The organism is Xanthomarina arctica, assembly GCF_014638915.1.
Lineage (GTDB): Bacteria > Bacteroidota > Bacteroidia > Flavobacteriales > Flavobacteriaceae > Xanthomarina > Xanthomarina arctica.
This window is the reverse complement of the sequence record NZ_BMFQ01000004.1, coordinates 436,388-457,534: the sequence shown is the minus strand read 5'-3', so window position 1 is coordinate 457,534 and position 21,147 is coordinate 436,388. Positions and strand designations below refer to the sequence as shown.

At 33.0% G+C, this 21,147-nt stretch carries 21 protein-coding genes and 2 tRNA genes; 8 read left to right on the top strand and 15 right to left on the bottom strand.

The annotated features are described in order from the left end of the window. The 7 genes from IEV77_RS17120 to tgt form a co-directional block, all read right to left on the bottom strand. Nucleotides 1–1,185, bottom strand: coding sequence for an asparagine synthetase B (locus IEV77_RS17120; RefSeq protein ID WP_188467114.1), 1,185 nt, complete (start codon nt 1,183–1,185; stop codon nt 1–3). A gap of 122 nt (nt 1,186–1,307) precedes the next feature. Next, nucleotides 1,308–2,342 carry an AI-2E family transporter gene (locus IEV77_RS17115; protein ID WP_188467047.1) on the bottom strand — a complete coding sequence of 345 codons (1,035 nt, stop codon included), beginning with the start codon at nt 2,340–2,342 and terminating at the stop codon, nt 1,308–1,310. Between the two features lie 31 nt (nt 2,343–2,373). Beyond that, entirely contained in the window at nt 2,374–3,921 is a 1,548-nt protein-coding gene (gene dnaB, locus IEV77_RS17110; RefSeq protein ID WP_188467045.1) for a replicative DNA helicase, read from the bottom strand. A gap of 167 nt (nt 3,922–4,088) precedes the next feature. Beyond that, nucleotides 4,089–5,042, bottom strand: coding sequence for an acetyl-CoA carboxylase carboxyltransferase subunit alpha (locus tag IEV77_RS17105; protein WP_188467043.1), 954 nt, complete (start codon nt 5,040–5,042; stop codon nt 4,089–4,091). A 137-nt stretch (nt 5,043–5,179) separates the two neighbouring features. After that, complete coding sequence (locus IEV77_RS17100; RefSeq protein WP_188467041.1) at nt 5,180–6,094, bottom strand: DMT family transporter; 915 nt, start codon at nt 6,092–6,094, stop codon at nt 5,180–5,182. Then, nucleotides 6,081–7,157: an LptF/LptG family permease gene (locus IEV77_RS17095; protein WP_188467039.1), complete on the bottom strand. Its 1,077-nt coding sequence runs from the start codon at nt 7,155–7,157 to the stop codon at nt 6,081–6,083. The genes IEV77_RS17100 and IEV77_RS17095 overlap by 14 nt, the downstream gene beginning before the upstream one ends. A 119-nt stretch (nt 7,158–7,276) precedes the next feature. Then, nucleotides 7,277–8,407: a tRNA guanosine(34) transglycosylase Tgt gene (tgt, locus tag IEV77_RS17090; RefSeq protein ID WP_188467037.1), complete on the bottom strand. Its 1,131-nt coding sequence runs from the start codon at nt 8,405–8,407 to the stop codon at nt 7,277–7,279. 94 nt (nt 8,408–8,501) lie between these two features. Between tgt and IEV77_RS17085 the strand changes: the two genes are divergently transcribed. The 4 genes from IEV77_RS17085 to IEV77_RS17070 all read left to right on the top strand — a co-directional run bounded on the left by IEV77_RS17085 (nt 8,502) and on the right by IEV77_RS17070 (nt 11,422). Beyond that, on the top strand, nt 8,502–8,768 hold the full coding sequence (locus IEV77_RS17085; RefSeq protein ID WP_188467035.1) for a hypothetical protein: 267 nt from the start codon (nt 8,502–8,504) through the stop codon (nt 8,766–8,768). A 145-nt stretch (nt 8,769–8,913) separates the two neighbouring features. Next, a complete protein-coding gene (locus tag IEV77_RS17080) occupies nt 8,914–9,759 on the top strand; it encodes a transketolase (protein WP_188467033.1) in 846 nt (281 codons plus the stop codon). A gap of 70 nt (nt 9,760–9,829) precedes the next feature. Then, entirely contained in the window at nt 9,830–10,783 is a 954-nt protein-coding gene (locus tag IEV77_RS17075; RefSeq protein ID WP_188467031.1) for a transketolase family protein, read from the top strand. A gap of 48 nt (nt 10,784–10,831) precedes the next feature. Next, nucleotides 10,832–11,422 carry a porin family protein gene (locus IEV77_RS17070; protein ID WP_188467030.1) on the top strand — a complete coding sequence of 197 codons (591 nt, stop codon included), beginning with the start codon at nt 10,832–10,834 and terminating at the stop codon, nt 11,420–11,422. A gap of 56 nt (nt 11,423–11,478) precedes the next feature. Here the strand turns inward: IEV77_RS17070 and IEV77_RS17065 are convergent, their stop codons facing one another. Next, nucleotides 11,479–12,558, bottom strand: a complete 1,080-nt coding sequence (locus IEV77_RS17065; RefSeq protein WP_188467028.1) for an FKBP-type peptidyl-prolyl cis-trans isomerase — start codon at nt 12,556–12,558, stop codon at nt 11,479–11,481. A 104-nt stretch (nt 12,559–12,662) separates the two neighbouring features. Between IEV77_RS17065 and IEV77_RS17060 the strand changes: the two genes are divergently transcribed. Together IEV77_RS17060 and IEV77_RS17055 are read left to right on the top strand one after the other, a co-directional pair. Beyond that, complete coding sequence (locus tag IEV77_RS17060; protein ID WP_188467026.1) at nt 12,663–13,034, top strand: RNA-binding S4 domain-containing protein; 372 nt, start codon at nt 12,663–12,665, stop codon at nt 13,032–13,034. Nucleotides 13,035–13,087: 53 nt separating this feature from the next. Then, nucleotides 13,088–13,591: a phosphoribosyltransferase family protein gene (locus tag IEV77_RS17055; protein WP_188467024.1), complete on the top strand. Its 504-nt coding sequence runs from the start codon at nt 13,088–13,090 to the stop codon at nt 13,589–13,591. On the opposite strand, the gene IEV77_RS17050 is transcribed toward IEV77_RS17055, so the two are convergent. Further along, a complete protein-coding gene (locus IEV77_RS17050; RefSeq protein WP_188467022.1) occupies nt 13,572–14,087 on the bottom strand; it encodes a shikimate kinase in 516 nt (171 codons plus the stop codon). The genes IEV77_RS17055 and IEV77_RS17050 overlap by 20 nt on opposite strands. Nucleotides 14,088–14,218: 131 nt before the next feature. Between IEV77_RS17050 and IEV77_RS17045 the strand changes: the two genes are divergently transcribed. Both IEV77_RS17045 and IEV77_RS17040 read left to right on the top strand, forming a co-directional pair. Beyond that, nucleotides 14,219–14,291, top strand: a tRNA-Lys gene (locus IEV77_RS17045). A gap of 57 nt (nt 14,292–14,348) precedes the next feature. After that, nucleotides 14,349–14,432: transfer RNA gene (locus IEV77_RS17040), tRNA-Leu, on the top strand. Between the two features lie 3 nt (nt 14,433–14,435). Here the strand turns inward: IEV77_RS17040 and IEV77_RS17035 are convergent. The 6 genes from IEV77_RS17035 to IEV77_RS17010 all read right to left on the bottom strand — a co-directional run bounded on the left by IEV77_RS17035 (nt 14,436) and on the right by IEV77_RS17010 (nt 21,132). Continuing rightward, nucleotides 14,436–14,999, bottom strand: coding sequence for a TlpA family protein disulfide reductase (locus IEV77_RS17035; RefSeq protein WP_188467020.1), 564 nt, complete (start codon nt 14,997–14,999; stop codon nt 14,436–14,438). 73 nt (nt 15,000–15,072) lie between these two features. After that, entirely contained in the window at nt 15,073–15,945 is an 873-nt protein-coding gene (locus IEV77_RS17030) for an anti-sigma factor (protein WP_188467018.1), read from the bottom strand. Between the two features lie 83 nt (nt 15,946–16,028). Next, nucleotides 16,029–16,700, bottom strand: a complete 672-nt coding sequence (locus tag IEV77_RS17025) for a Crp/Fnr family transcriptional regulator (protein WP_188467016.1) — start codon at nt 16,698–16,700, stop codon at nt 16,029–16,031. A gap of 105 nt (nt 16,701–16,805) precedes the next feature. Beyond that, the gene (locus tag IEV77_RS17020; RefSeq protein WP_188467014.1) at nt 16,806–19,148 is read right to left on the bottom strand and encodes a GumC family protein; all 2,343 of its coding nucleotides are present in this window, start codon (nt 19,146–19,148) and stop codon (nt 16,806–16,808) included. Nucleotides 19,149–19,151: 3 nt separating this feature from the next. Beyond that, nucleotides 19,152–19,916 carry a polysaccharide biosynthesis/export family protein gene (locus IEV77_RS17015; protein ID WP_188467012.1) on the bottom strand — a complete coding sequence of 255 codons (765 nt, stop codon included), beginning with the start codon at nt 19,914–19,916 and terminating at the stop codon, nt 19,152–19,154. 100 nt (nt 19,917–20,016) lie between these two features. Then, entirely contained in the window at nt 20,017–21,132 is a 1,116-nt protein-coding gene (locus tag IEV77_RS17010; RefSeq protein WP_188467009.1) for a glycosyltransferase family 4 protein, read from the bottom strand. Between the last annotated feature and the right edge of the window lie 15 nt (nt 21,133–21,147).

Genomic DNA, 21,147 nt, shown 5'->3' with positions numbered 1-21,147 from the left:
TTAGGTTTTCTGCTTCTTCTTTTTGGCTGCTGGAAACAAAACATTATTCAAAATAAGTCTATATCCTGGAGAGGTTGGATACAAATCCAATTCTGTTTTAGGATCTCCAACTTTGTGGGTGTAATCTTCAGGATCATGACCTCCATAAAAAGTAAAAAAACCTTTTCCTTTAATACCATGGACATATTTTGCCTCGCCATTGGTTTTGTTTTCACCTAAAACTAAGACATTAGATTTTATTTCATCTCGTGTAAAAGACGTTGTTTGGCCCATAAAACCTTTTACCAAAGCTGTGTGGTTTTGACATAACATAGTTGGAATTGGATCCCATTTGGCAGAGAAATCCATAAGCGTGAAATAGTCTGTCATTTTTGGGATTTGTCTTTTCTGAGTCATATCTATGGATGAAAACTCATAAACCATCGGGTTTCTTTCTAAGGTGAAATCCTTAAAGGCAAATGTATTATTGTAATTTATCTTTGCTTGATAATTGGCGTCACTTGGATCTCCATCGAACATAGGTTCACAAATATCTACGCCCTCTGCCGATAAAGCTATATCAAAACTATCTGTTGCACTGCACATGGCAAACATAAAACCTCCACCAATAACATAATCTCTAATTTTTAGTGATACAGCTAGTTTTTCTTCAGATACTTTGGCATACCCTAATTTGGTAGCTAAAGCTTCGGCTTCTTTTTTTTCTTCAATATACCAAGCGGCCGTTCTATAATTGGCATAAAATTTTCCAAATTGTCCAGTAAAATCTTCGTGATGTAAATGCAACCAGTCGTACAATAATAGTGCATCATTTAAGACTTCTTCATCATAAATGGTTTCATAAGGAATCTCGGCATAAGTTAAAACCATGGTTACAGCATCGTCCCAAGGTAAATTACCCTTGGGAGAATAGACAGCAATTCTGGGTGCCTTTTCTAGAACTACCGCTTCCATGTTTTCACTTGGACTGCTAATTTTTTCAAGAATAGATTCTGTTTTAGCATCAGACAATATTTCAAATGAAACACCTCGTATTTGGCATTCACGTTGAATTTCTTCTGTATCTGGTAATAAAAATGAACCTCCTCTATAATTTAACAACCATTTTACCTTTAGCTGTTTTTCTAAAGTCCAGTAGGTTATCCCATAAGCTTTTAAATGATTTTTCTGTGTCTCAGCATCCATTGGGATTAGGATATATGAGCCAAATGTATTTAACGAAAACAATAAAACGAAGATGAATGCTAGATTTTTCACAGTTGAAATATACTTAAAAATAACTCCTCTTAATTGGTTTTTAATAAACTTTAACCAATGCTTTTTTTATTGTTTCCTGAAATAATACTAGAGATTACTTTAGTTTCAGGAAATTGGTCTAAGATAATTTTTATAAAGACCGTTATAGGGATTGCCATTATTAAACCTGGAACACCCCAGAGAAAGCCCCAAAGCATAAGCATAACCAAAACAGTAATGACGTTTAGTGAAAAGGATTTTCCCATAAAAATAGGCTCCAAAATAGATCCAAATAAGACTTGGACGCCTGTAATTGATATGATAAAAAAGGCTAAGGTACTTGTTGGATCAAATTCTATAAAGGCAAATAAGGATAATAATACGACTGTAATGATAGAGCCTACCATTTGTACAAAATTTATTATAAAAGCAAATAGGCCCCAGAATATAGGAAAACTAACATCAAAAAACAGACAAGCCAAACCAGTCCCTATCCCAGTTGCCAAACTTACAAGAAACTTTACTTTAATGAATTTAATAAGGTCTTTTTCAATTTTAAGAAATGTTTTTACAGAGGTAATACGTTGCTTAAAAATGGTACTATTTAATACTTTCTGAATGTTAATAGATTCTGCTAGCCACAAAACCACGAAAAAGATGGTCATAAGAATCATGGTTAGGGTTTTTTGAACAAAATTTAAGGTTTCGCCTAAGTTATCATTAGCAACTAACTGCGTTAAAACATTCTCTTTATCACCTATTTGAAATCCAAAAGTTTCTTGGGCTGCAAACCATAAATTATCAATCTTTTGTTCAGCTTTTAAAAAGAAATTAGAATCTGAATTAAGTATTTCATAACTAGAAAGTTTGATTAATTCCACACCAATTTTCACTCCTGCAGCAATCAATAGAATAATGATTGCAATACTAATAAATTTAGGAATGTTCTTTTTAGTTAACCATCGCATTATAGGTAAAAACAACAAAGCAATAAACATTGAGAATACCAATGGAATAAATATAAATGATAGAATTTTTAAAAGATAAAAAACTAAGGGTACAACAATAACTAGTAATAAAATATTTGTGGTTCTTAATTTGTCCATAAGGCTTTGTTATATAAAAAACTTGGGAATTTTAAAATGGCACGTCGTTATCTTCTTCTGGTGCACCAAAAGCATCATCAGCTGATGGAGATGGAAACTTATCAGGTGAAAATGTATTATCGTTTGCAGCGGCATTCATTTTAGAATGAAACTCCTGTCCGAAAGGCGTATCAAAATCATCTAAATTGTCAAATTTACCTAAATGACCTACAAATTTTAATCGAATGCTATCCAAACCACCATTTCTGTGTTTTGCAATAATAAACTCTGCTTGACCCTCGGTTGGAGATCTTTCTTCATCGTCCCATTCGTCAATTTTATAATATTCTGGTCTGTAAATAAAAGATACAATATCTGCATCTTGCTCGATAGCTCCTGATTCACGAAGGTCAGAAAGTAAAGGTCTTTTGCTTCCACCACGAGTTTCTACAGCACGAGATAATTGAGATAATGCAATTACAGGAATACTCAATTCTTTTGCTAAAGCTTTTAGGTTTCGAGAGATTGTAGAAATCTCTTGCTCTCTATTACCTCCACCTTTCTGACTTCCACCAGCTGTCATTAATTGCAAATAATCTACTACAATAAGTTTTATACCATGTTGTGAAGCCAAACGTCTCGCTTTGGCTCTTAAATCGAAAATAGAAAGCGAAGGCGTATCATCAATAAATAAAGGGGCTTTTTCTAAGCTCTTAACTTTCACATTTAATTGTTCCCATTCGTGTTTTTCTAATTTTCCAGTTCTTAGTTTTTCTGAAGATAAGCCGGTTTCACTAGAAATTAAACGCATAATTAATTGTACTGATGCCATCTCTAAAGAGAAGAAAGCTACAGGAATATTTTGAGTAACAGCTATATTTCTTGCCATGGACAAGGTTAAGGCTGTTTTTCCCATACCTGGACGAGCAGCGACAATAATTAAATCACTTTCTTGCCAGCCCGAAGTCAATTTATCTAATTTGGTAAAACCTGAAGGTATTCCACTTAAACCTTCCTTGTTGGAAATTTCTTCAATTTTCTTTTTTGCTTGAATTACTAATTCTTGAGCCGTTTCACTAGATTTTTTTATATTTCCTTGTGTAACCTCGTATAATTTAGATTCTGCGCGATCTAATAAATCGAAAACATCTTGAGTTTCATCGTATGAATCTTCGATAATTTCATTTGAAATTTTTATTAAACTACGCTGAATAAATTTTTGTAATATAATACGTGCATGAAACTCAATGTGAGCTGAAGAAGACACCTTTTGAGTCAATGAAATAAGGTAAAAATCTCCACCAACCAAATCTAGTTTGCGATTTTTCTTTAATTGACTAGAAACGGTTAATAAGTCGACTGGCTCACTATTTTCAAACAACTGAAATATAGCTTCAAAGATGTGTTGATGGGCTTCTTTGTAGAAAGCATCCGGACTTAAAATATCGATTACTTCATCGACACCTTTTTTATCAATCATCATCGCACCTAACACAACCTCTTCTAAATCAAGTGCTTGAGGCGGGATTTTACCCCTCTCTAGATTAATAATCGTGCTTTTATCTACTTGATATCCTTTAATTTGATTTGGTTGTTTCATGTTTACGAAAGTAGCTAAATTGAGATGATAAACGGTGTAAATATCTGTCTTGATTGTCCACCATAAGTTAACAATTTAACTGTTAATAACTTAATTATATTGTTGATAAGCATAAAAAAAATCTGAAATAAGACATTTCAGATTTATATTTATAAGGTTTGAAAGTCTTAGCCTTTAAAAACTCCTATTTCTAAATACTTTTCTTGTCGTTTGTTTACTAAATCTTTTGGTGATAAGTTTTTTAATTCATCAAAAGTTTTAAGAATGGCACTTTTTACAGCTAGATATGTTTTCTCTCTATCGCTATGTGCACCGCCAATTGGTTCTTTGATGATTTCGTCTACAATACCCTGCTTTTTCATGTCTTTTGCAGTCAGTTTCAAAGCGTCTGCGGCTTGTTCCTTATATTCCCAGCTTCTCCACAGTATGGAAGAACAAGATTCTGGTGAAATAACAGAATACCACGTATTCTCTAACATAAGCACCTTATCTCCTACTCCAATTCCTAAAGCTCCTCCAGAAGCACCTTCACCAATAACGATGGTAATAATTGGCACTTTTAGACGAGTCATTTCAAGAATATTTCTAGCAATTGCTTCCCCTTGTCCACGTTCTTCTGCCTCCAATCCTGGATAAGCACCTGGCGTATCCAATAAGGTTACCACAGGAATTCCAAATTTTTCTGCAGACTTCATTAAACGTAAGGCTTTTCTATAACCTTCAGGATTAGCCATCCCAAAATTTCTAAACTGTCTTGTTTTTGTGTTATAGCCCTTTTGCTGGCCAATAAACATAAAACTTTGATCTCCAATTTTTCCTAATCCGCCAATCATGGCTTTATCGTCTTTAAAGCTTCTATCTCCATGAAGTTCTAAAAAACTATCTCCACATAGGGCTTTAATATAATCTAGGGTGTATGGTCTACTTGGGTGGCGAGACATTTGCACACGTTGCCAAGGTGTTAAATTTTTATAAATCTCTTTCTTAGTAGCGATTAATTTCTTTTCAATCTGTTTGCAAGTTTCAGTAACGTCAACCTCGCTTTCCTTCCCTATAATCTCACATTTTTGTAATTGATCTTCTAGTTCTTTTATAGGTAGTTCAAATTCTAAATATTCCATTGGAAATTATAGTTTGTTTTTATTAGCACACAAAATTACATATTTTATTTTGTTTTAATTTTAGAATTAAAACGAAATACCTGATAAATTTAGTGAATTGCTTTTAAACTAGATGTATCTAGCTAAGGATAAAATCGTTACTTGTTAACAGACCTTAATGCTTTTTTAGCTTTACTACGTATTCTCTGTTTTAAGATACCGTTTATCATGACCACAGAAATAATTATAATAGCGCCGACATAAAAGGAAGAACTCATAACTTCATTCTCAGGAAAAAACAAGAGAGCTAAAAGGATGCCATAAATAGGCTCCAGATTATAGGTTAAAACAACCGTATATGGGCTAATATACCTCATAACATAAACCGAAGCAATAAATGCATAAGCTGTACAAACAGAGGCTAAAATAAATAGAAATATAAAATCTGATGTACTTAAAACAAAAAACTCTTTTGAAAAACCATTTCCGAAGAAAAGCATGAATAAACTTATAAATAAAACCCCACTTACAAATTCATAAACTGAAATAACCGTCGCGGTGTGTTTTTCTAAAAACTTGCCATTTAAAACAGCAAATGTTGAAGATAAAAAAGCTGAAATTATTCCTAAAATAATCCCAGACAAATACTTAAACTCGCTATTGGTTATGATGGCAACTCCTACTATAATTAGGAGTCCGAAAATAATTTCATAACAAATTATTTTCCGTTTATAGACCAGCGGTTCTATTAAAGATGCAAAAAACGCACCTGTAGAAAACATAGCAAGTGTTATGGATATATTGGATATTTTAATGGACTCAAAAAAGGTGATCCAATGTAAAGCAATAATGATACCTGCAAAAGCTAGTTTGGCAACAGATTTTAATGGAATTCTTAAATTAATTTTGGCAAAAGCAACATAGATAAGCATTAGAATGGTTGCCATAAGCATGCGGTACCAAACCAATGAAACTGCGCCAATGGTAATAAGTTCGCCTAAAACAGCGGTAAAACCAGCTATAAATACCAGTACATGTAAGTGCAGGTAATTTTTTAAATTATCGTTTTGCATTGTAAAGAAGATAAGCTGCTAAAAAGCCAAATATAATGTTTGGAAACCAAACGGCAACCAAAGGTGAAAAATCTGACTGAGATGCTAAAACACCAAAAATTTTATCAAAAAACACAAAAACCATGGCAATGCAAATACCAAAAGCTAGGTTTACTCCCATCCCTCCACGACGTTTTTTAGATGAAACGGCAACGGCAATTATGGTTAAAATAAATACTGAAACTGGCAAACTCCATTTTCGGTATTTTACTAATTTATATCTATTAATATACGAAGACCCTCTTTTTTCCTCTTTTTCAATAAATCGGTTTAATTCGCCATAAGGTAAGGTTTCAGCAATGTAAACCACTGGAGTTAAATCTTCTAAATCGAAAGAAAAAATGGTATCTTTTCTTCTTGCTATTTCAAGAATATCATCTCCTGCCCCAATTTGTCTTTTGGTATAATTAGATAACCTATAAGTAGAATCTTTTTCTTCATATCTAATGGTAGAGGCACTAATTTTATAAGACATTTTATCTTCTTCAATATGCTCTAGGGTAAAATCTCTACCAATCTTTTGTCTGACATCAAAACTACTTACATAAATATATTCATTATCATTAATTTGCCGATACACGTTTTGATTGTCGAGGGCATCATTTTTATTCTTAAGATACTTATAATTAAAATCATTAAAGCCATTACTTGCATTTGGAGCCAAATACATCCCTAAAACCAAAGCTAAAAGGGCAACAATAGTTGCGCCAATCATATAAGGTCTTAAAAATCTAGAAAAAGACACTCCAGAACTTAAAAAAGCAATCACTTCTGTATTATTGGCAAGTTTGGAGGTAAACCAAATGACCGAAAGGAATAAAAACAAAGGAAATAATAGATGGGCAAAATAAATGGTAAAATCCAAAAAATAGAGCAAAACTTCCCCAAACGGCACTTCGTTTTCAAGTATTTTTCCAATTTTCTCAGCTAGATGCACAGTTATTCCAATAGGAATAAACAACAATAACATGATAAAAAATGTAAATAAATAACGTTTTAATATGTACCAATCGAGTATTTTCATCCTCCTACAACTTCTTCAAAAAAGAAGTCTAATTCTTTGTTTTTAGTTAATATAATAAGATTAAAAACATGTTCATTTCTCAATCGTTGTTTTTTAATCTATTTTCTACTTTATTTAGTCTATAAACGCTTATCCATCTGCTTCACCATCATATCTTTCCAAGTTCTAAAATCTCCAGCCAAGATATGTTTTCTTGCTTCACGAACCAACCACATATAAAAACCTAAATTATGGATGGTTGCAATTTGTGCGCCCAATCTTTCATTAACCGTAAATAAATGACGTAAATAAGCTTTGGTGTAATCTGTATCTACAAAAGTAATTCCCATGTCATCTACTGGAGAAAAATCGTCTGCCCATTTTAGATTTTTAATATTTATGGTTCCATGAGCTGTAAATAACATCCCATTCCTAGCATTTCTTGTAGGCATCACACAATCGAACATATCCACCCCTAAAGCAATATTTTCTAATATATTAATTGGGGTTCCTACTCCCATTAAATAGCGAGGTTTATCTTCTGGTAAAATATTAGTAACAATTTCCGTCATGGCGTACATTTCTTCTGCTGGTTCACCAACAGACAAGCCTCCAATGGCATTTCCTACAGCTCCAGCGTTAGCAATATATTCCGCAGACTGCATTCTTAAATCCTTGTAAGTACTTCCTTGAACAATTGGAAAAAATGCCTGACTGTAATCGTATTTAAAAGGCACTTTTTCTAAGTGATTAATACATCTATCTAACCATCTATGCGTCATTTTCATAGAGCGTTTTGCATAATGATAATCGCATGGGTAAGGTGTACATTCATCGAAAGCCATGATAATATCTGCACCAATAGTTCGTTGGATTTCCATGACATTTTCAGGAGTAAAGAAGTGATAACTTCCATCGATATGCGATTTAAACTTAACGCCTTCTTCCTTAATTTTTCTATTAGCCGAAAGAGAATACACTTGGTATCCTCCAGAATCGGTTAAAATACTCCTATCCCAATTCATGAATTTATGTAAACCACCAGCTTTTTCAAGAATATCAGTTGTTGGTCGTAAATATAAATGGTAGGTATTTCCTAAAATAATATCAGGATTTATATCATTTTTAAGCTCGCGTTGGTGCACTCCTTTTACAGAAGCAACCGTCCCAACGGGCATAAATATAGGTGTTTCTATTACGCCATGGTCTGTAGTAAGTATACCAGCTCTGGCACTAGATTGAGCGTCTTTTCCTTTTAATTCGAATATCATGTTCTTATTTCGTCAAGTGGCAAATATAAATAACATAATACTATAGACTCTTAAACATTTAATAAATTTGAAACCTATGTGAGAAAATTTTTCTGTGTCTAAAGTGTCTAAAGTGTCTAAAGTGTCTAAAGTGTCTAAAGTGTCTAAAGTGTCTAAAGTGTCTAAAGTGTCTAAAGTGTCTAAAGTGTCTAAAGTGTCTAAAGTGTCTAAAGTGTCTAAAGTGTCTAAAGTGTCTAAAGTGTCTAAAGTGTCTAAAGTGTCTAAAGTGTCTAAAGTGTCTAAAGTGTCTAAAGTGTCTAAAGTGTCTAAAGTGTCTAAAGTGAAAAATAATATTTTGAGAATTATTACATCCTTAAATTGATAAAAACTTTATCATATTCTGTTTTCCACTTCAATTTCAGCAATTGTTAGCAAATCCATACAATTCGTTAATAAGTGCCTCACATCTCTTTTTGATTAAGGATAATAAACCTTTATTTTTGCAACTGAAAATTAACTAATAAAACATGTCAAACACACAACAATTAAAAGATTTAACAACACAAGTACGTAGAGATATTTTGCGTATGGTGCACAAAGTAAATTCAGGACATCCTGGAGGTTCATTAGGTTGCGCAGAATTTTTTGTTTCACTTTATAGTGACATATTAGATAGAAAAGAAGGCTTTGATATGGATGGGATTGGCGAAGATTTATTCTTTTTGTCTAATGGCCATATTTCTCCTGTTTACTACAGTGTATTAGCTAGATCTGGATATTTTCCAGTTAAAGAATTAAGCACCTTTCGTTTAATAAATTCACGTTTACAAGGACATCCAACAACTCACGACAACTTACCAGGAATTAGAATTGCATCTGGTTCTTTAGGTCAAGGTATGTCTGTGGCTTTAGGTGCTGCACAAACAAAAAAATTGAATAATGATTCTCATTTAATTTATAGTTTACATGGCGATGGCGAATTACAAGAAGGTCAAAACTGGGAAGCTATTATGTATGCCGCAGGTAATAAAGTTGACAATATTATTTCTACTATAGATTTAAACGGGCAACAAATTGATGGTTCTACGGACACGGTGTTACCAATGGGAAGCATCAAAGGAAAATTTGAAGCTTTTGGTTGGACCGTTGTTGAAATAAATGAAGGTAACGATATTGATGCTATTTTAAAAGGAATGGCTGAAGCTAAATCTAAAACTGGAAAAGGCAAACCTGTTTGTGTTTTATTAAAAACGGTTATGGGTAATGGTGTGGATTTTATGATGCATACACATGCATGGCATGGAAAAGCTCCAAACGATGAACAGTTAGCAAACGGATTAGTTCAGAATCCTGAAACTTTAGGAGATTACTAAAATAGTTTACAGTCTCAGTTTGCATTAAGAAAATATTAATTAAAAGATACCCGCTTTAGTGGACATAAAAATGAAAACATACACAAATACAGGAAGTAAAGACACTCGCTCAGGTTTTGGAGATGGATTAACGGAATTAGGAAAAACTAACGAAAATGTTGTGGCTCTTTGTGCCGATTTAATTGGTTCATTAAAAATGGACGAGTTTAAAGCCAATCACCCAGAACGTTTTTTTCAAGTAGGAATTGCTGAAGCTAATATGATTAGTTTGGCGGCAGGAATGACCATTGGCGGCAAAATTCCTTTTACGGGAACTTTCGCAAATTTTTCTACTGGTAGAGTTTACGATCAAATTCGTCAAAGTGTTGCTTATTCTGATAAGAACGTGAAAATTTGTGCTTCGCATGCAGGTTTAACTTTAGGTGAAGATGGCGCGACACACCAAATTCTTGAAGATATAGGCTTAATGAAAATGTTACCTGGTATGACGGTAATCAACACCTGTGATTACAATCAAACAAAGGCCGCAACCATCGCTATTGCAGAACATCATGGCCCAGTATACTTACGTTTTGGAAGACCAAAAGTTGCTAATTTTACTGAAGCAAATCAAAAATTCGAAATAGGGAAAGCCCTTCATTTAGTTGATGGTACAGATGTAACTATTGTTGCTACTGGACATTTGGTTTGGGAAGCTTTGGAAGCTGCGAAAGTTTTAAATGAAAAAGGCATCTCTGCCGAAGTGATAAACATTCACACTATAAAACCACTTGATGATGAAGCTATTATCAAATCGGTTACAAAAACAGGCTGTATTGTAACAGCTGAAGAACATAACTTCCTTGGAGGTTTAGGTGAAAGTGTTGCAAGAGTTTTAGCAATAAACAAACCTACACCACAAGAATTTGTAGCTACTAATGATACTTTTGGAGAATCTGGCACACCAGAACAGCTTATGGAAAAATATGGTTTAAATAGCAATGCTATTGTAAAAGCTGTTGAAACTGTTATAAAAAGGAAATAATTGCTGCATTATGTCGTTTTAACTTAAGAAATCAAAAAAACGACAGACATGAAAAAAGTAATTTATTTAAGTTTAGCCTGTTTATTATGTGTCACTTTTACTCAAGCTCAAAATAAAACTGGCTTTGGCTTAAAAGGTGGTATTAATTTTAATGGGAATGGCGATTATTTCGAATCGGTAGGTAGCCAAGCTGAACATCCAGAAAAAAATATTGGGTATCATGTTGGTATATTTGGAAAATTTGGTGGAAAGATTTTTGTAAAACCAGAGCTAGTTTATACCAGTACAACAAGCGACTATAATGACGGAAGCTTTAAAATGCAAAAACTAGATGCACCGCTTTTAGTTGGCTTGAGATTCCTTAAGATGTTTAATGTGTTTGCAGGACCATCGCTCCAATATATTTTGGATACTGAATTTGAAAACAATAACATCCATACTATTGAAAATGATTTTACAGTAGGTTTAAACTTTGGGGTTGGTGTTAGTTTTAATAGCATTGGAATTGACCTTAGATATGAAAGAGGCTTTAACGACAATGAAGCAACCTTTATAAATAACAATGTAAGCCCTGTTGTTGAAAGTAGAATAGACACCAGGCCAGAACAACTTATTTTAAGTATATCATTTATTTTATAAAACAAAAAAAGCCACTTTTTACAAAGTGGCTTTTTTTTATATAATTATTTTTTTACTTAATAAACGCTACTGTCTAAGTAATCTGGAATTCCGTCGTCATTAGAATCGGTGAAAATTACTGTATTTAAAGTAAAAGTCCCGTCGTTATTATCAATAATACTATAAAGAACTTCATCTGCCGCCGCGTAGGTATCATAATAAACTTGCGCTGCAATATTAGATGTAAACACCATCATGTTCTGATCTTCTGTATAAACTGTATGCTCTATTTCGTCGGTTGTTAAAACACCATCACCATCATCATCAACATCAATAAAATTTGGAATACCATCTCCATCCGTATCATCATCAAATGAATCTTGATTATCATTTAAATCCTCCAAGTAAGAAAATACACCATCATTATCATGATCTAAAAGCACTCTCTTTTCAGCGCTAAAAGAGAAAATCAAATTAGAATACGCAGGTATTCCAGTTTGAGTTTGCGCAGAATAACCTAATCCTGAAGGAACAAAAACTGCCCCAATTCCATGATTATGATTTGTTACGGTTCCATCATTATTAACAGTATAACCTTGACGTGCTTTAAATTTTATAATTCCTTCTTTAAAACCATCAACCACACCATATAAAGTACCAACAGTTGTTAAATAAAATGGTACAGCAGAAATGGCACTATCAAATAGAGTTCCATCAATTAATAAACCATTATAATTAGCAAAAACCTGATCAATTGGGTGGATAACTCCACCTAGGCCATCTCTAACTACTAAATAATAAAGGGTACTAACAATTCCATCAGAACTTGTAACTTCTTCACTTGTTACTTGGTCAATTAAAGGAATTTTATCACTATTAGCTCCAGCAATTGTATCGAATACAATTTCGAAGTTATCGTTTGGTGTCACGGTGTATGGCATGGCACTTAAGTCGCTATAGGTAGGGTTTTGTTCAAACTCTTCATAGTTATAAAAATGAGTTTCAAGGTAAGTTACTATTTCTAGTATGTTTTCATCATAAACTTCTTGAGCATCTCTTACAGGAGCAACTTCAGGAGTTATTTCATCGTCTTCCTTACATGAAAAAACAGTGAGGCCAAAACATAAAATGATAACTGATAAATTTCTAATTTTCATTATTCTTTCTTTTTTACGGTGCAAGATACAATTTATTAATAATTTTGTACAAGAACATTAACGTTGTTTTACAAGAACATTAACTTAGTTTTTAGATTTTTATTATGCGAATTGACAAGTATTTATGGTGTGTGAGATATTACAAAACAAGGAGTCTTGCCACAGTTGCATGCAAAAAAGGACATGTTAGAGTTCGTGGAGAAGTTGTAAAACCAAGTCGTGATGTGTTCCCTACTGACGAAGTGCAAGTTAGAAAAGAACAAATAAACTACACGTTTACCATCAACGATGTTCCTCCAAATCGGGTTGGCGCAAAGTTGGTTGATATTTACCGAATAGATACCACGCCAAAAGAAGCATTTGAAGCCCAAGATCTATTAAAGTATTCAAAAGACTACTACAGAAAAAAAGGAGTTGGGAGACCTACTAAAAAAGATAGAAGAGATATTGATGATTTCCAAATTGAAAATGACTAATAAAAAACTGTTTTTTTAAAATTGTATTTTATCTTTGAACAAACACTCTTAAAATGGCTTTAACAAAAAACATCATCTTAAATCACGAAGAAATAAATCATAAGATTAAGCGAATTGCTTATCAGATTTATGAAAACAATGTAAACGAGACTGAAGTTGTTTTAGCAGGTATTGATAGCAATGGGTATATCCTTGCCAAAAAATTAAAAACCATTTTAAGTAAGATTTCGTCTATAAACCCTATTTTATGTAAGGTTATTATCGATAAGAAAAATCCTAGAAACGATATTTCAACATCTCTTAAGAAACAAGATTATGAAAACAAATCTGTTGTTTTAATAGACGATGTCCTTAATTCTGGAACGACTTTGATCTATGGTGTTAAGTTTTTCCTAGACGTGCCCTTAAAACAATTTAAAACAGCTGTCTTGGTAAACAGAAACCATAAAAAGTATCCTGTTAAAGCAGATTTTAAAGGAATCTCTCTATCAACTTCCTTAAATGAACATATTGATGTTATTTTAGAAGGTAAAGAGTTTAGAGCATATTTAAAATAGATTCTATCACTTCCCCCTTCGATTTATTAGCATCGACCTTATAATTGGCTTGATTATAGAATGGCAAGCGTTCAAACAAATGCTTCCCAACAAATTCTAACATATCATTTTCATTTGTTACATATTTTACAAGTGGTCGGTTGTTTTTATCATTCATCAATCTTTTAGCAAGCTCATTTACGGGAACATTTAAAAAGAAAGATCTAATATCCTTGTTTTCTGTTAGTAGTTTTAAATTGTTGGAAAAACAAGGGGTCCCTCCACCAAGTGATAAAACCATCTTTTTATTTGAAGATAAAATTTCATTTAAATAGCTGTTTTCAATTTTTCTGAAAAATATTTCACCTTTTTCTAAAAATATTTTCTGAATGGTTTTACCCTCTTTTTCTTCGATAAATTGATCCAAATCTAGATATTCTAAATTCAAAATCTTAGCTAATTCACTGCCAATTAACGACTTCCCTGAAGCCATATATCCTATCAAAATAACTTTCATAACTGCATTATATTATCAATTAAAACTCTTCGCAAAGTAACAAAACAAAAAAACAAAAAACTTTTTTAAAAAAGGCTTGCAAGATCCATAAAACGTTCTATCTTTGCACCCTCAATAAAGAGAAACAAATTGACCTGGTAGCTCAGTTGGTAGAGCATCTCCCTTTTAAGGAGAGGGTCCTGGGTTCGAGCCCCAGCCCGGTCACAAAAAAAAAGTTAAGCAATTTTGCTTAACTTTTTTTATTTTTACACAAAACATAATGCGCACGTGGCGGAATTGGTAGACGCGCCAGCTTGAGGGGTTGGTGAACATTAGTTCGTGGAAGTTCGAATCTTCTCGTGCGCACTATTATTCTTTAAGTAGCTGCTCTATTTGATTTCTTACGCCATCACTATTCCAATTAGCTGCCCCAGTTTTATCTATAACTATCTGACCCTTTTTATCTATAATGAACGTTCTAGGAATGCCGCTTACATCAAATAATTTTGGATTGGAAGATTTTGGAGAGTAATATTGAAAACTATAGTTATTCTTAGTCATAAAATTTGCAATCGCTTTTGGATCTTCATCAGAAACAAATAGAAAAACCACCTCATCCTTATAAGAACTATATAAAGCTTCCAAACTAGGCATTTCGGCAATGCATGGTGGACACCAAGTAGCCCAGAAGTTAATTACTACCACTTTTCCTTTCGCATCGTTAAAATCGAAGCTTTCACCAGAATCGCTTAGCAATTGCCAACTATAATCTGTGAGTTTCTCCCTTTCAGTTTCTTCAATAATGGAAGGACCAAATAAAGCCAAGCCTTTATTCATAAACACTTGAATGGGTTGTCTGGTCTGTGGAATTATTAATAGTACAATGACTATTAAAAAAATAATGTTACTGGTATTTAATTTAGGTCTTTTCATAATATAAATAAAGCATAGTTTCTTAGACGAAACTATGCTTTAAAACTAACAATTACAAAATCTTTAAAAGCTATTATCTGCTTACAGAACCAGTTGGCATTGAGCTTAAATTAAGACCTAAATCATGTGTTGCAGGAGCTGTAGCAGTTCCTGTGACCCCAACTAAAGGTTTCATAACAAACGGGGCTGGAGAATTATCTGGTACAGGCTCAATAGAGATAACAACCGTTCTATTTCTAACATCTAAGGGAAAGGTTTCTCCAGCAGGTGCATTTAAAAAGAAATCTTCACCAGGAACCGGAGGGCCTGATTGCATTGTTTCGCTAAAAGGTGCCGCATGATCAACTATATCAAACATATTGAAAGTTCCAGTAGACAATGGTCCTGAATCACCAACTACCCATCCTTCATAAGCCCAACCATTAGGTAATGTTGGTAAATTAAAATTTGGTGTTGGAGGTGCACCTGGAGTACCAAACCAAATACCATTTTCATCATTACCATTATTTGTACCATTTTCGTCTGTTGGAGTTCTTAAAAAATAAGCTCCTGACGCATTTAAGAAATCTCCAACAATACCTGTACTAACATTTGCGGCATTTCCAGAAAAATCACCAGCTAAAATTTTAGTAGCAGACGGATCTGGATCAAGATCGTTTGTAGGTTCTATAGACAACACAAAAGTTGTTGCACTACTCAGTTGAACCGTATTTACTGTAAATGTTTGAGGAAAAGTGACACTTGAAAAGGTTCCTGTAGAAACAGGCGCTCCATCTACAATTATCCAACCTTCATAAACATAATTAGCTCCTAAAGGTTCCATTCCTGAAAGATTTAATGTTAAGCTTGAAGTGGTAGGTTCCATACTGTTATTATCGTCATCGCTACTACAAGAAACTAATACTGTAGACAATGCTAATACCGAGAAAATCATTTTTTTAATCATCGTTTTATAATTTTATAATTTATTCTACAAAATTATAACCCTCGATTTAAATTAAATGTTAGCTATCTAACATAAACTAATAATTAAGCTGAATTTTTTAAAATACGAATCTCTTTTCTATTAAAATCAATATAATTTTCATCCTTAAGTTCATTCAATAAAATGTTAAGCGTGGGCCTGGAGGTGCCTATTAAAGATGCAATATCTTTTTGAGTATAGGGATGCTTAATCACATGATCGCCTGTTTTATCACAATCATATCCATATTCCACACAAAGCTCATCTAAGAATTCTTTTAAACGGGTTTTGGTATCCTTAAATAATAACAACTGAAGTCTGCGTTCTAACTTTTTAAACTTGAAGCCAATAAATTTATATACGCTAAAACTAAATGTTTGATTGTTTCGCATTAACTCATGCATTGTTTGCACACCTATTGGGCAAATTGAAGTGGTATTATCTATTGACTGAGCGAATTCGTCTCGAGTAATATCTCCAAGAATGGCTTTTTCTCCAAATAATTCTCCTTTAGATAAGATGGCTTTTACAATTTCATTGCCATTTTCATTGTAGTAGCCAATTTTCACTTTTCCTTTTTCTATGAGATAAACCTTGTTCGCGGAATCTTCTTCAAAGTAGATGTAATCTTTTTTATGATAGGTATCAAAACTATGTGTGCCCTTATAAGCTTTAAATTTATGTGGACAAAGTATTTTAAAAAGATTGACATCGTCAAAAAACCAAATGGAATTCATAACGTCATATTTGTTAGTTATGTAGGTAGTCGTGAATTTATTAAGACCTTGCAAAAAAAAAGCTCCTTAATAGGAGCTTTTAATTATACTTATTCGATTATTATACTATTTATCCTCATTATAGCCATACCCGTACCCGTAGTTATAACCATAACCATGAGACTTACTTGTACCGACACTATTCACTACGTAAGCCATGTTTTTCAATTTACCAGACTCGTTTAATTCTTTAGAGAATTCTAATAGGTTCTTTTCAGTATAATTTGCTTTTACTATGTAGACATTTACATCCGACAAATGAGAGATTAACATGGTATCGGTTACTAAGATTGTTGGAGCTGTATCTACAATTATATAATCGTATAGAGATTTTGCCTCTTTTATCAATTCATCAAATCTGCCATTAGTAAGTAAATGTGCTGGATTTGGAGGGATAGAACCCGACAATAACACATCATGAGTTAGATGATTTTTAAATCCTCTAATTAATAAATTTTTCCAATCAAGATCTATATCGTGTAAATAATTAGATAATCCTTCTGCATTTTTATTTTTATTAGAATATGAATGTATTTGCGGATTTCTTAAATCAGAACCAATCAAAAGCACTTTTTTATTTAAACTAGATAAGGCCAAAGACAAATTAACACTTACATAGGTTTTCCCTTCCCCTTTAATTGTGGAGGTACAAAAAATAACCTGTCCGTCTCCATTTTCTTTAAGAGGTAAAACGTATTTCACATTAGAGCTTAAAATTCTAAAAGACTCTGCCAAGATTGATCTATCATTAGGGTCTTCGAAAATAAGTTTCGCTTTGTCTTTAACTTCAGGAATTTGACCGATAATAGGCACGTTTTTTACAATTTTTTCTATATCCTTTTTGTCATGTACTTTTGTGTCTAACATAAAAATAAGATACAAAACTCCAAAAGGCAAGAGGATTCCCCCAAGTAATGCCGCCGCATAAATAACATTGGGTTTTGGTGAGATAGGACCTGAACCCGACAAAGCAGATTCTACAATTTTAATTGACGGTTCCGTTATGGCTAAATTAATAGCTGCTTCTTCACGTTTTTGTAAAAGCAATAAATAGAGACTTTCTTTTATTCTTTGCTGTCTGTCTATAGCTCGCAATAGTTTTTCTTTTTGAGGGATTCTACTCACCTCTCCTCGAGCTCTTAAATTTCTTGCATCTAGTTGCTTACGTGAAACCTCTAATTGATTGTTATAGCTATTTAAAGTTTTATTAATATTTTCTCTTAAATCTGCCATGGTCAATTTAAGCTGTTTCACCATAGGGTTATTGTCACCACCTCCACTTCCGGTAAATTTCTCATATTCCAATACTGCTGTATTGTATTGGCCAATTAACTCATTAACACCTCCACTCTCAACTCCAACATTTGAAGGCAACAAGCCACTTGAGTTTTCATTACTATTTAAAGCTTCCTTGACTAGCTGCGCTAAAGCAATTTGACTTTCAATTCTAAATAACTCATCTTCAGATTGGGCTCTTCTTTGTAATCCTAATTCCGTATCGCTTGGTAAATAGACCAGGTTATTATCTTGTTTAAATTCCTTTTTATCTATTTCAATAGAGTCTAATTCTCTAGCTAAAAACATAAAGCGATCATCTATAAAATCTAGGGTTCTTTTAGATACTTGGGTTCTATCGTTTATACCATCTTCATTAAATACTTTCACCAGCGTATTTAACACATGCTCGGACCATAAGGTGCTTTCAGAATTAATAGATAATTGCAATAAATCACTTTGTTCTCCAATAGGTTCAATCTTAACTTGTGATTTTAATCGCAAGGTTGCTGATTTCATTGGCATAAAACGAACGACGTATTTCTTGCCTTCAATACTAGATAAGGTAGATTTGTTATTCAGCTTAATATCAAAAGGTAGATTATGAGATTTACTATATGAATCATGTCCCTTGAATGAAATTTTCTCATCTGATTTAACATTTAGTACTTCAAAATCATTTTCATTTACTAAAATCTCATATTGAAAATTATTGGAAATACTATCTGGTTGTATATGCTGATCAAACTGAAAAGGGAGTTCAGCCAATAGTGACGTTTGAATTTGACCTTCTTCTTGAAATGTTGTATTCAATTTTAATTCTCGAACAACTCTTTCAATTATCATGTAAGAAGTTAAAATCTGTATTTCATTTTCAAGATTGATATTAGAACGTTTAAATACAAAAGCAGACGTTGGCAATTCCAAACCATCAGACTCATCTAAAATTTTAATTTTAGTGTGGGTTTGATAAATTCTAGGCGTATAGCGTAAATACACATATGCTGCAGTAAAACATAAAGCAATAGCGAAAGCAAACCATGGCCAATACCTCAGGTACTTTTTAACTTCATGTTTTATATCAACATGAGAATTATCTTCTTGAAAATTTGAATTAGTTAAGTTTGTATCCATTCTTTATCTCGTTAATAAAATAATGACACTTAATATGACCGTGGATACCCCCAATAAGGTCGCTATATTCCCTATATATCCAGCTGAGGTTACTTTTGGTGGGTTTTGGTTTATGACAATCACATCATTTGGTTTGACATATGAAAAATCACTATCCAACCAGCTTGATTGGGTTAAATCCAGATGTCCTATTTTTCGCACACCATCTACTTCTCGCATGATTAGTACATCCTCGCGTTTACCTTGAATTGTTAAATCTCCTGCATATCCAATGGCTTGTAAGGTGGTAATACTTTCTTCGGTAAAGGTATAGGTACCAGGGTTATTAACTTCTCCAAGAACCGTCACTTTCGCATTTATAATACGCACCGTGACATCTGGTTGCACTAAATGTCCCTCATTGGTTAATCTATCTTTAATAAAAGTCTCCAATTGCAAAGTTGTTTTATTTTCTACAGAAATAGATCCTAAGTTAGGGAAAGAAATTGTGCTCTCCTTTGTTACTAGATAGCCTTGCAACCTCAATATATCCATTGAATTTTGTTGTATCGTACCTCCATCAAAATTTCTATTGTAAGGTTTTGCCGTTTCTGGAACTAAAGCGCTAACAGAAATATTTAAAATATCATTGGGCTGAATGGTTATATCGTTGTAGATTATTGCTTTATTATTATAGTCTTCCACATCTTGAAGATAAAAGATTTCTTTCTTAGAAACGCAAGAGCTAAATAATACAATACATGCTATGCCAATTAATTTAATTTTCATTTAGATATGGTTACAGTTTTTATGCAAATATAGGGGCTATTCATTCAAAAGCAAAGGCATTTATACGATTAAAAAATTATGAATCATTCGTTTAAACGGCTTAATTATTCACTTTGAAACCAAAGCTTTTTGTTTTAGTTCTTAGGATTACAAATGGTAAAACATACAACATGCTACCATAAATAAGAAGACAAACAATTTGTGTATTTAGATTAAGGTGCAATAAACTATAGGCAATCCCTATAATGGCTACATTAATTACGGTTATAATAATAGTAGTAGAAACATGGCTAAATCCAGCTTTTATAAAATGATGATGGATGTGGCTTTTATCTGGTTTAAAGGGACTCGCTTTTAAAAGTATAATTCTAACTAAGACAACTCTTAACGTATCAACCAATGGATAAAATAAGATTGCTAAAACCAAAGCGGGTGCTGCTCTATGAAATTGTGAATCTTGATTGACTTGCGCATCAGAAATAAAACTAATTGAAAAAAACGCGAGTAAAAACCCTACAATCATGGACCCCGTATCACCCATAAATATTTTGTTTTTTGTCGAAAAATTCAATCTTAAAAAAGCAATCAAAGATCCCATTAATGCCACTGAAATAGTTGCTAAACTATATTCTTTCGTCATAATAAACAACGCCCCGAAAACGGCACTTGCGCAAAAAGCAAAAGAACCTGCAAGTCCATCGACACCATCCACTAAATTATAGGCATTAATAATAAGGATGTATACAAATAATGTAAACCCTATGGAGACCCAATAAGGTAACATTTCCACATCTAAAATATTTGAAAAACCAATAATTCGTGTGTCTGTAAAGACTATTAATAAAAGCGCCGCGAACAGTTGACCACTAAATTTTTTTCGGGCTGAAAGAACGGTTAAATCATCTTTTAAACCTAAAAAGAAAAGTAATGTGATTGCTCCCATAACTAACAATATTACTTTAGGATTTAATAGCGCTCCAGTAATGGTCATTACCATAACTAAACTAAAAAATATCCCTATTCCTCCTAGTGTTGGAACACTATTTGAATGAATGCTTCTTGAATCTGGTACATCAACTAAATGCTTTTTTTTGGCCACATACAAAATAGTAGGAAAGGTACTATATGCAATTACAAAAGCCATCACAAAAGCAGATAGCAACCAGACGACAAGATGGTCTTCAGGATTAAATACATTAAGTAATGAAGTTGACATTTAGTCCGTTTTTAT

Coding starts and splice junctions, on each gene's coding strand:
- IEV77_RS17035 (WP_188467020.1), bottom strand. CDS start 14,999: ATGAAAAGACCTAAATTAAATACCAGTAACATTATTTTTTTAATAGTC.
- IEV77_RS17100 (WP_188467041.1), bottom strand. CDS start 6,094: ATGCAAAACGATAATTTAAAAAATTACCTGCACTTACATGTACTGGTA.
- IEV77_RS17015 (WP_188467012.1), bottom strand. CDS start 19,916: ATGAAAATTAAATTAATTGGCATAGCATGTATTGTATTATTTAGCTCT.
- IEV77_RS17080 (WP_188467033.1), top strand. CDS start 8,914: ATGTCAAACACACAACAATTAAAAGATTTAACAACACAAGTACGTAGA.
- tgt (WP_188467037.1), bottom strand. CDS start 8,407: ATGATATTCGAATTAAAAGGAAAAGACGCTCAATCTAGTGCCAGAGCT.
- dnaB (WP_188467045.1), bottom strand. CDS start 3,921: ATGAAACAACCAAATCAAATTAAAGGATATCAAGTAGATAAAAGCACG.
- IEV77_RS17060 (WP_188467026.1), top strand. CDS start 12,663: ATGCGAATTGACAAGTATTTATGGTGTGTGAGATATTACAAAACAAGG.
- IEV77_RS17030 (WP_188467018.1), bottom strand. CDS start 15,945: ATGATTAAAAAAATGATTTTCTCGGTATTAGCATTGTCTACAGTATTA.
- IEV77_RS17055 (WP_188467024.1), top strand. CDS start 13,088: ATGGCTTTAACAAAAAACATCATCTTAAATCACGAAGAAATAAATCAT.
- IEV77_RS17025 (WP_188467016.1), bottom strand. CDS start 16,700: ATGAATTCCATTTGGTTTTTTGACGATGTCAATCTTTTTAAAATACTT.
- IEV77_RS17070 (WP_188467030.1), top strand. CDS start 10,832: ATGAAAAAAGTAATTTATTTAAGTTTAGCCTGTTTATTATGTGTCACT.
- IEV77_RS17095 (WP_188467039.1), bottom strand. CDS start 7,157: ATGAAAATACTCGATTGGTACATATTAAAACGTTATTTATTTACATTT.
- IEV77_RS17050 (WP_188467022.1), bottom strand. CDS start 14,087: ATGAAAGTTATTTTGATAGGATATATGGCTTCAGGGAAGTCGTTAATT.
- IEV77_RS17010 (WP_188467009.1), bottom strand. CDS start 21,132: ATGTCAACTTCATTACTTAATGTATTTAATCCTGAAGACCATCTTGTC.
- IEV77_RS17020 (WP_188467014.1), bottom strand. CDS start 19,148: ATGGATACAAACTTAACTAATTCAAATTTTCAAGAAGATAATTCTCAT.
- IEV77_RS17075 (WP_188467031.1), top strand. CDS start 9,830: ATGAAAACATACACAAATACAGGAAGTAAAGACACTCGCTCAGGTTTT.
- IEV77_RS17115 (WP_188467047.1), bottom strand. CDS start 2,342: ATGGACAAATTAAGAACCACAAATATTTTATTACTAGTTATTGTTGTA.
- IEV77_RS17065 (WP_188467028.1), bottom strand. CDS start 12,558: ATGAAAATTAGAAATTTATCAGTTATCATTTTATGTTTTGGCCTCACT.
- IEV77_RS17120 (WP_188467114.1), bottom strand. CDS start 1,185: ATGGATGCTGAGACACAGAAAAATCATTTAAAAGCTTATGGGATAACC.
- IEV77_RS17105 (WP_188467043.1), bottom strand. CDS start 5,042: ATGGAATATTTAGAATTTGAACTACCTATAAAAGAACTAGAAGATCAA.